Here is a 14,584-nt window from a genome sequence, read left to right on the forward strand (position 1 = left end):
CCCGGTTGCCGCCCCGCCCCCGGGGGGGGCCCGGGCCGGGGGGGGGGGGGGGGCCCCCCCCCACCCCCCCCCCCCCCCCCCGGGGCCCCCCCCCCCCCCCCCCCCCGGGCCCGGACATGCTGACAGGTCGCCGGCCTGCGGAATTCCTAGAAGCCGAAGTCCTGGGTCCACCAGGGACCGCCGGAACCGAAGTGGACGCCGACGCCCAGCGTCTTGTAGTCGCAGTTGAGAATGTTCGCGCGGTGGCCTTCGCTGTTCATCCAGGCCTCCATCACGGCCTCGGCGTCGGCCTGGCCGCGGGCGATGTTCTCGCCGCCGAGACCCGAGACCCCGGCCTTCGCGGCACGGTCCCACGGGGACTGTCCGTCCGGGTCGGTGTGGTCGAAGAACCCGCGGGCCGCCATGTCGTCGCTGAAGTTCTGGGCGAGCGAGGCCAGCGAGGAACTCGCGGTCACCGGACTGCAGCCGACCTTGGAACGCTCCTGGTTGACCAGGGCGAGCACGGCGGCCTGGGCCGAGGTGGCGGCTGCCGGTGCGGTGGTTTTGCGTGCCGCCGGCGCGGAGGTCGAGGGCTTGGCCGTCGGCTTGGCCGGGGCCGGGGCCGGCGCGGAAGTGGGCGCCGAGCTCTTGGTGGGTTCGGCGGCGGGGGTCTTCGAGGCGGAGCGCCGTGCCTGCTCCGTGGCGGTGGCCGCCGCCTCCTTCGTCTTCGCCCGCGTCGGCTCGGACGTGAGGGAGGGGGACGCGGACGGGGTGCCGGCCTTGGGGGAAGCGGACTTCGTGGGTGCCTCGGGGCGCTCGCTGCCGCGGCTGGCGGCGGTCGAGGCGGAACCGCGGTCGGCGGGTGCGGTCGTGGAGCCGCCCTGCGTCAGCAGGTCCGGGGTCCCCTCGGAGCGCACCTGATCAGCGGCCGGGCCGCCGCTCACGTTGTAGTTGTCGCCGCCGGGCACCAGTCCGGAGGCCACCGCGACCGCTCCGACGGCCAGGGCCGCGGAGACGCCGATCAGTCCCGTACGTACCGGCAGGCCGCCCCGCTTCCTGCGGCGCGCCCCCTGATTCCGGCCTGCGGTTCCCTCCGCGGTCTGTTCAGCGGCGGGAGCTGCGGCGGAGCGTCGATGGCGTCCCATCTGCTGTGCCCTTCTGACGATCTGGACGCCGTTGTCGGCGCACCCTGGCTCACCCGATCGAGTGAAGCTATTGCGAGGGGACTGTACGCCATCGCGTTTCGACGAGAAGTGCTCCGAGAGCAATTGGCCGGTTAGCGTTCGGGCATGAACGAAGATGTACGGCTCACCGCCTGGGTACGCGGCCGAGTACAGCAAGTAGGGTTCCGCTGGTTCACCAGGGCAAACGCTTTGGAGATCGGCGGCCTCACCGGATTCGCCCTCAATCTCGACGACGGCAGAGTGCAGGTTGTGGCGGAAGGGGGGCGTGAGAATTGCCACCGTCTGCTGGATTGGCTGCGCTCGGACGACACACCCGGCCGCGTTGACGGAGTCACTGAGATCTGGGACACGCCGCGGGGTGGTTATGAGGGATTCGAGATCCGCTGATCCGGTCCCGGGGAGGGGGAGGAACGCGGCTCGTGTTCGGGCCGTGTTCGATGCGCGGCGAGGGGTGACGGCGAAGGCCGCGGTCATGCGTACACATGAAATGACCTGCGGAATGACCCGGTGGTTGCCAAGATTCGGTTGCCGTGCCAGGCTGCGGCAGTAAGGATGATCTCCGTGCCCCTGAGGGCCCCGCTGGAGAGTCGCGCCGCATGATCGTCAAGCCGCGCGCCCCCGGGACGCCCGCCTCTACAGGGTGTGATCGTGTTGACCGTCAAACTTTTTGGTGAGACGCTGAAATCCCCGCGCACCTTAGCTGTTCGGCAGAGCTGTTTGGCAGCAGAACAGCAGTGAACACAGAGCACTGCCGAGCACCGCGGGTGCGATTCCCTCACGACCCACACCGCATCGGTCGGTCACTCAGTGTGGAGGACCATCCATCATGGCAAAGGCGCTTCTCGGTTACGTCGGCGGTTCCGATCCGCGACTCCTCGCCGAGATGCGACGGCTTCAGCAGCGCGTCCAGGATCTTGAGTCCGAGCTCGTACGGATTCAGGACGAGAACGACGCGCTCAACGCCGCCGCCCAGCACCAAGAGTCGCTGCTCGACAGCATCGACATCGACGTACCTCAGGCGGAGCCGGCGCTGACCTGACCGATGGCCCCCAGGGGCCGGTCGGGCTGCACGCGTCAGCCGCACGGGATCATCGCCGGATCGTCACCGGATCATTGAAGATCAATTGCTTTTGATCTGCTTCTTCATGTGCCTCGTCACTGATCCGGGCACGCGCGCCTTCACGGAGGCGGCGGATCCGTCGATGCGACACCGCACGACTCAGCAGCATTGCACAAGATTTGCAGGGGACGCTTCGGCGTCCCTTCTTTCTTTTCCCCTCCGAACCGCGCCCGTCCCGCCCCGGACGTACACCCCTTCCCTTACCGTCTGATGTGCCCTGCACCTTCATCAGCGAAACCGAGAGTGAAAGGTAGAGTCCGGCGGCGTGCACCTCAAGGCCCTGACCCTGCGTGGTTTCAAATCGTTCGCCTCCGCCACCACCCTGCGGTTCGAACCCGGGATCACCTGTGTGGTCGGCCCCAACGGGTCGGGCAAGTCCAATGTGGTGGACGCGCTCTCCTGGGTCATGGGGGAGCAGGGCGCCAAATCCCTGCGCGGCGGCAAGATGGAAGACGTGATCTTCGCCGGGACCACGGGGCGGCCACCGCTCGGCCGGGCGGAAGTATCGCTGACCATCGACAATTCCGACGGCGCACTGCCCATCGAGTACGCCGAAGTGACGATCACTCGGATCATGTTCCGCAACGGCGGCAGTGAATACCAGATCAACGGCGACACCTGCCGGCTGCTGGACATCCAGGAGCTTCTCTCCGATTCCGGTATCGGCCGGGAGATGCACGTCATCGTCGGCCAGGGCCAGCTGGACTCCGTGCTCCACGCGGACCCGATGGGGCGCCGGGCCTTCATCGAGGAGGCCGCCGGAGTCCTCAAGCACCGCAAGCGCAAGGAGAAGGCGCTGCGGAAGCTGGACGCGATGGGGGCGAACCTGGCCCGGGTGCAGGACCTCACCGACGAACTGCGGCGGCAGTTGAAACCGCTCGGCCGGCAGGCCGCGGTGGCCCGCCGGGCCGCTGTCATCCAGGCCGATCTGCGCGACGCCCGACTGCGTCTCCTCGCCGATGACCTGGTGCGCCTGCACACCGCCCTGCGCAGCGAGATCGCCGACGAGGCGGCCCTGAAGCAGCGCCGCGAGGCGGCCGAGACGGAACTGAAGGCGGCGCTCGGACGCGAGGCCGAACTGGAGGGCGAGGTACGGCGGCTGACCCCCCGGCTCCAGCGGGCCCAGCAGACCTGGTACGAACTGTCGCAGCTGGCCGAACGCGTACGCGGCACCGTCTCGCTCGCCGACGCCCGGGTGAAGAGCGCCACCGCGCCGCCCGAGGAGGAACGACGGGGACGCGACCCCGAGGACATGGAGCGCGAGGCCGCCCGGATCCGCGAGCAGGAGGCGGAACTGACCGCGGCACTGGAGGCGGCGGAGCACGCGCTGGAGGACACCGCGTCCCACCGGGCCGAACTGGAACGGGAACTCGCGGCCGAGGAACGCAGGCTCAAGGACGCGGCCCGCGCGCTCGCCGACCGCCGTGAAGGGCTCGCCCGGCTGAACGGCCAGGTCAACGCGGCCCGCAGCCGGGCCGGTTCGGCGCAGTCGGAGATCGACCGGCTGGCCGCCTCGCGCGACGAGGCCACGGAGCGGGCGGTCCGGGCCCAGGAGGAGTACGAGCAGCTGAAGGCCGAGGTCGACGGCCTGGACGCCGGGGACACGGAACTCGGCGAGCGGCACGAGGCAGCCCGGCGGGAACTGAAGGAGGCGGAGGGGGTGCTCTCCACGGCCAGGGACGACCTCACCAGCGCCGAACGCGAGCGCGCGGCGGTCGCGGCCCGCCATGACGCACTGGCCCTCGGACTGCGCCGCAAGGACGGCACGGGTGTGCTGCTCGGCGCCCGGGACCGGCTGACGGGTCTGCTCGGACCGGCGGCGGAACTGCTCACGGTGGCCCCGGGCCACGAGATCGCGGTCGCGGCGGCGCTGGGCGCTGCGGCGGACGCGGTCGCGGTGACGGACGCGGCCACGGCCGCGGAGGCGATCCGGCTGCTCCGCAAGCAGGACGCGGGACGCGCGTCGTTGCTGCTCGGCGGCGGAGCCGGGGCTGTGGACGTCGGCGGGTCCGACACGAGGGGCCACGTACCGGGCCAGAGCCCGGAGGCGTGCCCGGCGCCGCGCGCCGCGGTCGCGCACGTCCCGGGACAGGCCGTCGAGGCCGCGCCGGGAATGCCGGAGGTCACCCCGGCTCCCGCATCCCGTGGGCCGGCCGATGCCGAGGCGGCGCCGGGGGTCGCCTTGCCTCCGGCATCCCGTGGGCCGGCCGATGCCGAGGCCGCGCCCGCCGGACGGAGCACCGCGCTGGTCCTCGACGACGGCCGGGGCGCGTCCGCAGTCGCCGATCTCGTCAGCGGTCCCGTCGAACTGATGGCCGCGGTCCGCAGGATGGTGCGGGCCATGGTGGTCGTCGGAACGCTGGAGGACGCCGAGGACCTGGTCGCCGCCCATCCGGAACTGACAGCGGTGACCGGCGAGGGAGATGTGCTCTCGGCTCACTTCGCGCACGGCGGCTCGGCAGGAGCGCCCAGCCTTCTCGAGGTCCAGGCCTCCGTGGACGAGGCCGCGGCGGAGCTCGCCGAACTTGCCGTGCGGTGCGCGGAGCTGACCGGGACACAGCGGATCGCGGCACAGCGGCGCGGCGACTGCGCGGCGCTCGTCGAGGAGCTGGGGGAGCGCCGCCGGACCGCGGAGCGGGAGAAGTCCGGGGTGGCCCAGCAGCTCGGCCGGCTGGCCGGACAGGCGCGCGGCGCTGCCGGGGAGGCCGAGCGGATGACCGCGTCCGCCGCCCGCGCCGAGGAGGCCCTGGAGCGGGCGACCCAGGAGGCCGAGGAGCTGGCCGAGCGGCTGCTGGTGGCCGAGGAGGCCGCGCAGGACGGGGCGGACGAGGAGCCGGACACCGCTGTGCGCGACCGGCTCGCCGCCGACGGCGCGAACGCCCGCCAGACCGAGATGGAGGCCCGGCTCCAGGTCCGGACCCACGAGGAACGGGTCAAGGCCCTCGCCGGCCGCGCCGACTCCCTCGACCGGGGCGCCCGCGCCGAACGCGAGGCCCGCGCCCGTGTCGAGCAGCGCCGCGCCCGGCTGCGCCACGAGGCCGCAGTGGCCTCGGCCGTCGCGTCCGGAGCCCGTCAGCTGCTCGCCCACGTCGAGGTGTCCGTCGTTCGGGCCGAGGAGGAGCGGGCGGCAGCCGAGGCGTCGAAGGCCGAGCGGGAGCGGGAGCTGGCGGCCGAACGCCACCGGGGGCGCGAGCTCAAGGGCGAGCTCGACAAGCTGACGGACTCGGTCCACCGGGGAGAGGTGCTCGGCGCCGAGAAGCGGCTGCGGATAGAGCAGCTGGAGGCGAAGGCCCTGGAGGAGCTGGGCGTGGAGCCGGCCGGCCTGGCGGCGGAGTACGGGCCGGACCAGCTCGTCCCGCCGTCTCCCGCGGCCGAGGGGGAGGAGCTGCCGGAGGATCCGGAGCACCCGCGCAACCAGCCGAAGCCGTTCGTCCGGGCCGAGCAGGAGAAGCGGCTGAGGTCGGCCGAACGGGCGTATCAGCAACTCGGGAAGGTGAATCCGCTCGCCCTTGAGGAGTTCTCGGCACTGGAGGAGCGGCACAAGTTCCTCTCCGAGCAGCTGGAGGACCTGAAGAAGACCCGGGCCGATCTGATGCAGGTCATCAAGGAGGTCGACGAGCGGGTCGAGCAGGTCTTCACCGAGGCGTACCGGGACACGGCCAGGGAGTTCGAAGGCGTCTTCTCGCGCCTGTTCCCGGGCGGTGACGGGCGGCTGATCCTGACCGATCCGGACAACATGCTGGCGACCGGCGTCGACGTCGAGGCCAGGCCGCCGGGCAAGAAGGTGAAGCGGCTCTCCCTGCTGTCGGGCGGGGAAAGGTCGCTGACGGCCGTGGCGTTGCTGGTCTCGATCTTCAAGGCCAGGCCGAGCCCGTTCTATGTGATGGACGAGGTCGAGGCGGCGCTCGACGACACCAACCTGCAGCGGCTGATCCGGATCATGGAGGAGCTCCAGGAGAGCTCGCAGCTCATCGTGATCACGCACCAGAAGCGGACGATGGAGGTCGCCGACGCGCTGTACGGCGTCTCGATGCAGGGCGACGGCGTGTCCAAGGTGATCAGTCAGCGGCTGCACTGAGCCTTTACCTAATCTTCAAGACTTCAACGTACCTTTTGGGTGCTCCTGGGTAGATGTGGAGCCATGGCGGGGCTGTACTCGTGTCTTGACTTCATAAGTTGAACGCATATTCTCTGCAACGTCGTTTTTACCTTCAAGTGGTGGCAGTCGTGAAGTTGTGCGCCACTGAGAAGAGCTCACCCCCCACGCCTGACGTTGCGGCCAGGCCCCAGGAGTTCACGTGACCAGCACATCGCAGGGACCAGAGTCCGCCCGGGCGGCCCATCCGGAACACATCGGCCATGTCATCTTCATCACCGCTGCCGCTGCGATGGGTGGCTTCCTCTTCGGCTACGACAGCTCCGTCATCAACGGTGCCGTCGAGGCGATCCGTGACCGGTACGACATCGGCTCCGGCACGCTCGCCCAGGTCATCGCCATCGCTCTGATCGGCTGTGCGATCGGCGCCGCCACGGCGGGCCGGATCGCCGACCGCATCGGGCGCATCCGCTGCATGCAGATCGCCTCGGTGCTCTTCACCATCAGCGCCGTGGGTTCCGCGCTCCCGTTCGCGCTCTGGGACCTGGCGATGTGGCGCATCATCGGCGGCTTCGCCATCGGTATGGCGTCGGTGATCGGCCCGGCCTACATCGCCGAGGTCTCGCCGCCCGCCTACCGCGGCCGGCTCGGCTCCTTCCAGCAGGCGGCGATCGTCATCGGCATCGCCATCTCCCAGCTGGTCAACTACGGCATCCTGCAGATCGCCGACGGCGATCAGCGCGGCAAGATCGGCGGCCTCGAAGCCTGGCAGTGGATGCTCGGTGTGATGGTCGTGCCCGCCGTGCTCTACGGGCTGCTCTCGTTCGCCATCCCGGAGTCCCCCCGCTTCCTGATCTCCGTCGGCAAGAAGGACCGCGCCCGGAAGATCCTCGAAGAGGTCGAGGGCAAGAACGTCGACCTCGACGCCCGCGTCACCGAGATCGAGACGGCGATGCACCGCGAGCACAAGTCGAGCTTCAGGGACCTGCTCGGCAGCCGGTTCGGCTTCCTGCCCATCGTCTGGGTCGGTATCGGCCTGTCGGTGTTCCAGCAGCTCGTCGGCATCAACGTGGCGTTCTACTACTCGGCGACGCTGTGGCAGTCCGTCGGCATCGACCCGACCGACTCGTTCTTCTACTCGTTCACGACCTCGATCATCAACATCATCGGTACGGTGATCGCGATGGTCCTGGTGGACCGGGTGGGCCGTCGCCCGCTGGCCCTCGTCGGCTCCTGCGGCATGGCCCTCGCCCTCGCCTTCGAGGCCTGGGCCTTCTCCGCCGACCTGGTCGACGGCAAGCTGCCGGACACCCAGGGCCTGGTGGCGCTGATCGCCGCGCACGTCTTCGTGCTGTTCTTCGCCCTCTCGTGGGGCGTCGTGGTCTGGGTCTTCCTCGGCGAGATGTTCCCGAACCGGATCCGTGCCGCCGCGCTGGGCGTCGCCGCCTCCGCGCAGTGGATCGCCAACTGGGCGATCACCGCGAGCTTCCCGAGCCTCGCCGACTGGAACCTGTCGGGCACGTACATCATCTACGCCTGCTTCGCCACGCTCTCGATCCCCTTCGTCATCAAGTTCGTGAAGGAGACCAAGGGCAAGGCGCTGGAGGAGATGGGCTGATCCCCGCTGCCAAGTCTCCTCGAAGACGTAAGGCCTCGTCCCGCGCCCGCGGGACGAGGCCTTACGCACGTTCACCCCCCGATCGCCCCGCAGAACAGCCGCAGGCTGCGCCAGCCCTCCTCGACCGGCATCCCGCCGCACAGCGGGTGCAGCACCAGGCTGTCCAGCTCTCCGGCGAGCGCGGCGCACGCCTGCGGTGTGACGATCCGGTAGACGCCCTCGGCCCGGAGCTCCGCCACCGTCGTCGCCGCCGAGCGGACGGCGGAACGGATGTCCTTGGACTGCCAGGAGGCGTACGTACGCGCCTCGTGCAGGAAGTGCTCCCCGTACGCGGCCCAGGCCCGGTCCGGGTCCTCGGACACATGCAGCAACGGTGTCTCGGCCGAGGGCATCATGCAGAAGCCCTCCGTACCGTGCTCCGCGCGCTGCTCGTGGTAGTACGCCTCCAGCTCCGGCAGATGCGCGCTCGGGAACAACGGCAGCCCCAGCCGGGCCGCCCGCCGGGCCGCCGCCCGCGAGCTGCCTCCCACCAGCAGCAGCGGATGCGGGCGGGTGTACGGACGCGGGGTGACCGTGACCGTGCGGCCGCGGAACTCGAACGGCTCGCCCGTCCACGCCTTCAGCAGGGTCTCCAGCGCCTCGTCCTGGAGCCGGCCCCGCCTGCCCCACTCGACGCCGGCCCGCTCGTACTCCTCGGGCCGGTAGCCGATCCCCGCGACGGTGACCAGCCGGCCCGCGCTCAGCAGATCGAGCACCGCGATGTCCTCGGCCAGCCGCAGCGGGTCGTGCAGCGGCCCGATGACCGCGGAGACCGTGACCGCGATCCGCCGGGTGGCCCCGAAGACGGCCCCGGCGAGGACGAACGGGGACGGCAGCCAGGAGTTGGCGGCCCCGTGGTGCTCCTCGGTCTGCACGGTGTCGACGCCGTGCTCGTCGGCATAGGCGGTCATGTCCAGCGCCGCACGGTAGCGGGCCGAGAGGGACCCCGGGGTGGCGTCGGGGTCGACGAGGTTGAACCGGACGACGGTGAAGGCCATGACGCTGTCCTCCTGGGTCCTGCCGGGCGGGCTGGGCGAGGCCGGACCTTAGCTGACGCAGCGTCAGAAGTGTAGGGGTGCGGCCGCCCGTCGCGCCGCGGGACGCGGCAGTGCCGCGTACAGGCCGCCGGAGACGAGGATCGTCACCGCCCAGCCGAGCCCGTTGCGCCCCGTCCAGGTCGTCGCGAGCGGGCCGGTGAACCACTGCACGCCGGTGAACAGCAGCCCCACCGCCAGGCCGGCCGCCCAGGCCGCCATCGCGGTCCACGCGAAGCCGCCCGCGTACCAGTAGGCGCTGGTGGACGTGGTGTCCATGAGCGCCTCCGGGTCGTATGTGCGCCCCCGCAGCTGATCCACGCCGAAGACGCCGATCCAGGCCGAGAACGTCACCGCGAGCAGATTCAGGAAAGAGACGAACGAATCGACGAAACTGCTCGCCACGAGCATCAGCAGCGATCCCAGGAACAGGCTGATCGCGGCATTCACGCCGACGGCCCAGGCGCGCGGGATCCTGAATCCCAGGGTCTGTGCGGTGAATCCGGCCGAATACATCGACATGGCGTTGATCAGCACCATGCCGAGCACGGCGACGAACAGATACGGAACCGAGATCCAGTCGGGCAGCAGCACTCCGATGAACGAGACCGGATCGCGGGTGACGGCGAGCTCCGGCGTACCGACCGCCATCACCGCCCCCATCAGCACCAGCGGAAGGAAGACGACTCCCGCGCCGCCCACCGTCGCCGCGACCATCGTCCGCCCGGACGCGGTGCGCGGAAGGTAGCGGGTGAAATCCGGCCCGGCGGGAGCCCAGCTGATGCCGCCGGCCGCCAGGGTGCCGATCCCGGCGATCATCGCCGACGTCGGACCGGGCGGCCGGTCCAGTACGGCGGGCCAGGCCGTGGTCCCGGCCAGATGGACCAGGACCAGCACGCTGAACCCGCCGAAGAGGCACGCGGACCAGGTGCAGCACCGTCGCAGCGCCCCCATCCCCATTCCCGACAGCAGAAAGCTGCCCGCGACGAAGGCGAGCAGCGTCACCACGACCAGCGTCGAGGTGCTCCGGATGCCGAAGAGCAGACCGAGCACGGCCAGCAGCGCGTACGTGCCGGTGACCGCGTTCACCGTCTCCCACCCCCAGCGGGCCACCCAGATCAGCGCGCCGGGCGCCAGATTGCCGCGCTGGCCGAAGACGGCCCGGGAGAGGGCCATGCCGGGGGCGCCGCCGCTGCGCCCCGCGACCGAGACCAGTCCGACCAGTCCGAACGAGACGGCCGGTGCCGCGACCGCGACGACCAGCACCTGCCAGAGGCCGAGTCCGTCCAGGACGACGAGCCCCGCCCCGATGGTGAGCAGCAGCACAGTCATGTTGGCCGCCATCCAGGTGGGGAACAGGGCCCGGACCCGGCCGGTCCGCTCGCTGTCGGGCACGGGGTCCAGCCCACGGGTCTCCACGGCCAGGATCGTACCTTTTCCGGCAAATGGCGCGTAACGCTCTGCGCACTCGGCCCCCTGGCGGACCGTGCATCCCTCGCTCGCCGCCACGCGTGACCGATACTGGGTGGGTTATGGAATTCGTCATCCTTGCTGTAGTCATCGCCCTGGTCGCGGTCGGCGTGATCAGCGGGCTCGTGGTCAGCAGCCGCAAGAAGAAGCAGCTGCCCCCGGCACCGTCGAGCACGCCGACCATCACTCCTCCCGCCGAGCCCCATGTCGGCGAGGAGGCCGAGACGCCGCGCGACACCTCGCGCCGCACCATCGAGGAGGTCGGCCTTCCGCCCGAGGAGGCCCCGGAAACCGCGGAGGCGGAGGCGCCCGCCGTCCCCGAGCTGGACGTCCCCGAGCCCACCGCCGGCCGTCTCGTACGGCTGCGGGCCAGGCTCGCCCGCTCGCAGAACTCCCTCGGCAAGGGGCTGCTCACGCTCCTGTCCCGGGACAACCTCGACGAGGACACCTGGGAGGAGATCGAGGACACCCTCCTCACCGCCGACGTCGGCGTCGCTCCCACCCAGGAACTGGTCGAACGGCTCCGCGAGCGCGTCCGCGTGCTCGGCACCCGCACCCCCGAGGAACTGCGCGCGCTGCTGCGCGAGGAGCTCCTCACCCTGCTCGGCACCGACTTCGACCGCGCGGTCAAGACGGAGAGCGGCGCCGAAACCCCCGGCGTCGTCATGGTCGTCGGCGTCAACGGCACCGGCAAGACCACCACCACCGGCAAGCTGGCCCGGGTGCTCGTGGCCGACGGCCGCAGCGTCGTGCTCGGCGCGGCCGACACCTTCCGCGCCGCCGCCGCCGACCAGCTCCAGACCTGGGGCGAGCGCGTCGGTGCCCGCACCGTGCGCGGACCCGAGGGCGGCGACCCGGCGTCGATCGCCTTCGACGCCGTGAAGGAAGGCATCGCCGAGGGCGCCGACGTCGTGCTCATCGACACGGCGGGCCGGCTGCACACCAAGACCGGGCTGATGGACGAGCTCGGCAAGGTCAAGCGGGTCGTCGAGAAGCACGGGCCGCTCGACGAGATCCTGCTCGTCCTCGACGCCACCACCGGCCAGAACGGCCTGGTGCAGGCGCGGGTGTTCGCCGAGGTCGTCGACATCACGGGCATCGTCCTCACCAAGCTCGACGGCACCGCCAAGGGCGGCATCGTCATCGCCGTCCAGCGCGAGCTGGGCGTACCGGTGAAGCTGATCGGGCTCGGCGAGGGTCCGGACGACCTGGCCCCGTTCGAGCCGGAGGCGTTCGTGGACGCCCTGATCGGGGACTGAACCCTTCGTACCGCTACAGCGAGGAGCCCGGCCGCACGCACTGCGCGGCCGGGCTCCTCGCTGTAGTGCCCGTACCGTCCGACGGCTGTGCTGCCGGCCGGCGGAGCGCGGATTGCGAGTGCCGTCAGCCGCAGGGAGCCAGCCGGTGGCAGATGTACGCCAGTGTGCCCAGCAGCAACCGGGCCTGCGGGGGAGCCGCCGCGGTGCCCAGGGCCGGTGGGCGCAGCCAGCGGACCGGGCCGAGGCCGCCCTGGTCCGACGGCGGCGCGGTGATGTGGGAGCCGGATCCGAACGCCCGCAGGTCCAGGCCCGCGTCGTCCCAGCCCATCCGGTACAGCAGCTGGGGCAGGTCGGCGGCCGCGCCCGGCGCGACGAAGAACTGCGCCCGGCCGGCCGGGGTCACCGCCACTGGGCCCAGCGGCAGCCCCATCCGCTCCATCCGTACCAGGGCCCGCCGCCCGGCCTCCTCCGCGACGTCGAGCACATCGAAGCTGCGGCCCACGGGCAGCAGCATCGAGGCCCCGGGCACCTCGGCCCACGCGCGTGCCGCCGTGTCGAGCGTCGCCCCGGCGGGGACCTCCTGCGCGAAGTCCAGCGGATGGGCGCCGGGGGAGGGGCAGCCCGCCTGCCCACAGGAGCAGTTGCCGTCCGCGGCGCGTGCGCCGGGCACGACCGCCCAGCCCCACAGTCCCGTGTACTCGGCCACCGCGGTGCCCTCGGCCGGACGGCCGCGGCGTCGCGCGCCGGACCGCCTCTCGCGGATGCCGCCGATCGTGAAGCCCATGCCCCCTCCAACGGGTCCAACGCGCCGGTGGTTACGAACCGGAGCGCCGGTGTGAAGCTCCGCCGTTCCGGGCGACCGATGTGGGCACGGAGTGCGCCCCCGGGGCGCGAGACCTCGCGCGCGCCCCTGAATGCATCTCTGCGCCTGTCGTTGGTCGCTGTCTGTCAAGTGAATCGCGCCCGGCCGGGGTGGCGTTCATTCGAAGGGGTGGCGAATGGTGGCGTTTCTGCAAACGGCCTCGCCGAGGGGGTGATCGTAGGATTACCGTCGGTACACGAACCATGGAAGTATGTGCGCCCGTGGGTATGCCGGAGGCAACCCGATTTTCTGTTCGATGGCGGGCAACCTGCATACGAGCAGCATCGGTTCACGGCATTCTGATAGAGGTTCGCGCGACAGTATTCGGCGGATGGGGGCGTTCCAGTGAGTGGCAGCGGCGCAGGCGATTCGAATGCCGGTAAGCGCCCCAACGGGCAATTGGGATCCTGGTTCGTGCGCAGCGGCTGGTCGAAGGGCGAGCTCGCCCGGCAGGTGAACCGCCGAGCGCGCCAGATGGGCGCCCACCACATCAGCACCGACACCTCACGGGTGCGGCGCTGGCTCGACGGTGAGCAGCCGCGCGAACCGATCCCGCGCATCCTGTCCGAGCTGTTCTCCGAACGCTTCGGCTCCGTCGTCGCCGTCGAGGACCTGGGGCTGCGCGCCGCCCACCAGGCACCCTCCGTGGCCGGCGTCGATCTGCCCTGGGCCGGTCCTCAGACCGTCGCCCTGCTCAGCGAGTTCTCCCGCAGCGACCTGATGCTGGCCCGCCGCGGATTCCTCGGCAGCTCCCTCGCGCTCGCCGCCGGACCCGCCCTCATCGAACCCATGCAGCGCTGGCTGGTCCCCGTGGCCGGCGGCGCGCCCGTCGAGCCGGAGCCGGACGCCGCCGCCCACCGCCCGTCCCGTCTCTCCGGCCCCGAGCTCGACCTGCTGGAGTCCACCACCGCGATGTTCCGCCAGTGGGACGCCCAGTGCGGCGGCGGACTGCGCCGCAAGGCCGTCGTCGGCCAGCTCCACGAGGTCACCGACCTGCTCCAGGAGCCGCAACCGGCCGCCACCGCGAAGCGCCTCTTCCGCTGCGCCGCCGAACTGGCCGAACTGGCGGGCTGGATGAGTTACGACGTCGGCCTCCAGCCCACCGCACAGAAGTACTTCGTGCTCGCCCTGCACGCCTCGAAGGAGGCCGGCGACAAGCCGCTGGGCTCGTACGTCCTGTCCAGCATGAGCCGCCAGATGATCCACCTCGGCCGCCCCGACGACGCGCTCGAACTCATCCACCTCGCGCAGTACGGCAGCCGCGACTGCGCCACCGCGCGGACCCAGGCCATGCTGTATGCGATGGAGGCCCGCGCCTACGCCAACATGGGCCAGCCCAGCAAGTGCAAGCGTGCCGTTCGGATGGCCGAGGACACCTTCCTCGACGCGGGGATCGACGGCGAGCCCGAGCCCGACTGGATCCGCTTCTTCTCCGAGGCCGAGCTCAACGGCGAGAACTCCCACTCCTACCGCGACCTGGCCTATGTGGCGGGCCGCAGCCCCACGTACGCCTCGCTCGCCGAACCCGTCATGCAGCGGGCGGTCGAGCTCTTCAGCGACGACGACGAGCACCAGCGCTCGTACGCGCTCAATCTGGTCGGCCTCGCCACCGTCCACCTCCTCAAGCGCGAGCCCGAGCAGTCCACCGTGCTGGCCGAGAAGGCGCTGCGCGTCGCCAAGAAGGTCCGCTCGGAGCGGGTCAACACCCGGCTGCGCAAGACCGTCGACACCGCTGCCAGGGACTTCGGGGACATTCCCGAGGTCGCCCGGCTCACCGATCTCCTCACCGAACAACTGCCCGAGACCGCCGAAGCGGTCTGAGCGGCACCTCTGCCCCGGCCACGACGGCCACCCCGCACCGACCGACTTCGGCTCCCCCGATTGCCTGGTCAGTGGGTGGTCGTCGTGGCCGGTTCGTGTGGT

At 71.1% G+C, this 14,584-nt stretch carries 10 protein-coding genes; 6 read left to right on the forward strand and 4 right to left on the reverse strand.

Annotated elements, in window-relative coordinates:
* Positions 1 to 146: 146 nt before the first annotated feature.
* Positions 147 to 1,124, reverse strand: coding sequence for a CAP domain-containing protein (locus ACIQMX_RS29685; RefSeq protein WP_402482642.1), 978 nt, complete (start codon positions 1,122 to 1,124; stop codon positions 147 to 149).
* 144 nt (positions 1,125 to 1,268) lie between these two features.
* Here ACIQMX_RS29685 and ACIQMX_RS29690 point away from each other — a divergent pair, with 144 nt between their 5' ends.
* The 4 genes from ACIQMX_RS29690 to ACIQMX_RS29705 all read left to right on the forward strand — a co-directional run bounded on the left by ACIQMX_RS29690 (position 1,269) and on the right by ACIQMX_RS29705 (position 7,997).
* Positions 1,269 to 1,550 carry an acylphosphatase gene (locus ACIQMX_RS29690; RefSeq protein WP_402482645.1) on the forward strand — a complete coding sequence of 94 codons (282 nt, stop codon included), beginning with the start codon at positions 1,269 to 1,271 and terminating at the stop codon, positions 1,548 to 1,550.
* 439 nt (positions 1,551 to 1,989) lie between these two features.
* Positions 1,990 to 2,202, forward strand: coding sequence for a hypothetical protein (locus ACIQMX_RS29695; RefSeq protein WP_018551753.1), 213 nt, complete (start codon positions 1,990 to 1,992; stop codon positions 2,200 to 2,202).
* Positions 2,203 to 2,548: 346 nt separating this feature from the next.
* Positions 2,549 to 6,361 (forward strand): AAA family ATPase, encoded by a 3,813-nt coding sequence (locus ACIQMX_RS29700; protein ID WP_402482648.1) that lies wholly within the window; start codon positions 2,549 to 2,551, stop codon positions 6,359 to 6,361.
* Positions 6,362 to 6,581: 220 nt separating this feature from the next.
* Positions 6,582 to 7,997, forward strand: a complete 1,416-nt coding sequence (locus tag ACIQMX_RS29705; RefSeq protein ID WP_363071937.1) for a sugar porter family MFS transporter — start codon at positions 6,582 to 6,584, stop codon at positions 7,995 to 7,997.
* Between the two features lie 71 nt (positions 7,998 to 8,068).
* Here ACIQMX_RS29705 and ACIQMX_RS29710 read toward each other — a convergent pair whose 3' ends face one another.
* Positions 8,069 to 9,034 carry an LLM class flavin-dependent oxidoreductase gene (locus ACIQMX_RS29710; RefSeq protein ID WP_363071935.1) on the reverse strand — a complete coding sequence of 322 codons (966 nt, stop codon included), beginning with the start codon at positions 9,032 to 9,034 and terminating at the stop codon, positions 8,069 to 8,071.
* Positions 9,035 to 9,097: 63 nt separating this feature from the next.
* Complete coding sequence (locus ACIQMX_RS29715; protein WP_402482651.1) at positions 9,098 to 10,489, reverse strand: purine-cytosine permease family protein; 1,392 nt, start codon at positions 10,487 to 10,489, stop codon at positions 9,098 to 9,100.
* 113 nt (positions 10,490 to 10,602) lie between these two features.
* Between ACIQMX_RS29715 and ftsY the strand changes: the two genes are divergently transcribed.
* On the forward strand, positions 10,603 to 11,799 hold the full coding sequence (gene ftsY, locus ACIQMX_RS29720) for a signal recognition particle-docking protein FtsY (RefSeq protein ID WP_402482654.1): 1,197 nt from the start codon (positions 10,603 to 10,605) through the stop codon (positions 11,797 to 11,799).
* 124 nt (positions 11,800 to 11,923) lie between these two features.
* Here ftsY and ACIQMX_RS29725 read toward each other — a convergent pair whose 3' ends face one another.
* The gene (locus ACIQMX_RS29725) at positions 11,924 to 12,583 is read right to left on the reverse strand and encodes a bifunctional DNA primase/polymerase (protein WP_402482656.1); all 660 of its coding nucleotides are present in this window, start codon (positions 12,581 to 12,583) and stop codon (positions 11,924 to 11,926) included.
* A gap of 423 nt (positions 12,584 to 13,006) precedes the next feature.
* On the opposite strand from ACIQMX_RS29725, the gene ACIQMX_RS29730 reads away from it, so the two are divergent.
* Positions 13,007 to 14,482 carry a hypothetical protein gene (locus ACIQMX_RS29730; protein WP_363071927.1) on the forward strand — a complete coding sequence of 492 codons (1,476 nt, stop codon included), beginning with the start codon at positions 13,007 to 13,009 and terminating at the stop codon, positions 14,480 to 14,482.
* Positions 14,483 to 14,584: the final 102 nt, after the last annotated feature.

It is taken from the genome of Streptomyces sp. NPDC091416 (genome assembly GCF_044756845.1).
Classification (GTDB): domain Bacteria; phylum Actinomycetota; class Actinomycetes; order Streptomycetales; family Streptomycetaceae; genus Streptomyces.

Coding starts and splice junctions, on each gene's coding strand:
- ACIQMX_RS29695 (WP_018551753.1), top strand. CDS start 1,990: ATGGCAAAGGCGCTTCTCGGTTACGTCGGCGGTTCCGATCCGCGACTC.
- ACIQMX_RS29690 (WP_402482645.1), top strand. CDS start 1,269: ATGAACGAAGATGTACGGCTCACCGCCTGGGTACGCGGCCGAGTACAG.
- ACIQMX_RS29710 (WP_363071935.1), bottom strand. CDS start 9,034: ATGGCCTTCACCGTCGTCCGGTTCAACCTCGTCGACCCCGACGCCACC.
- ftsY (WP_402482654.1), top strand. CDS start 10,603: ATGGAATTCGTCATCCTTGCTGTAGTCATCGCCCTGGTCGCGGTCGGC.
- ACIQMX_RS29685 (WP_402482642.1), bottom strand. CDS start 1,124: ATGGGACGCCATCGACGCTCCGCCGCAGCTCCCGCCGCTGAACAGACC.
- ACIQMX_RS29725 (WP_402482656.1), bottom strand. CDS start 12,583: ATGGGCTTCACGATCGGCGGCATCCGCGAGAGGCGGTCCGGCGCGCGA.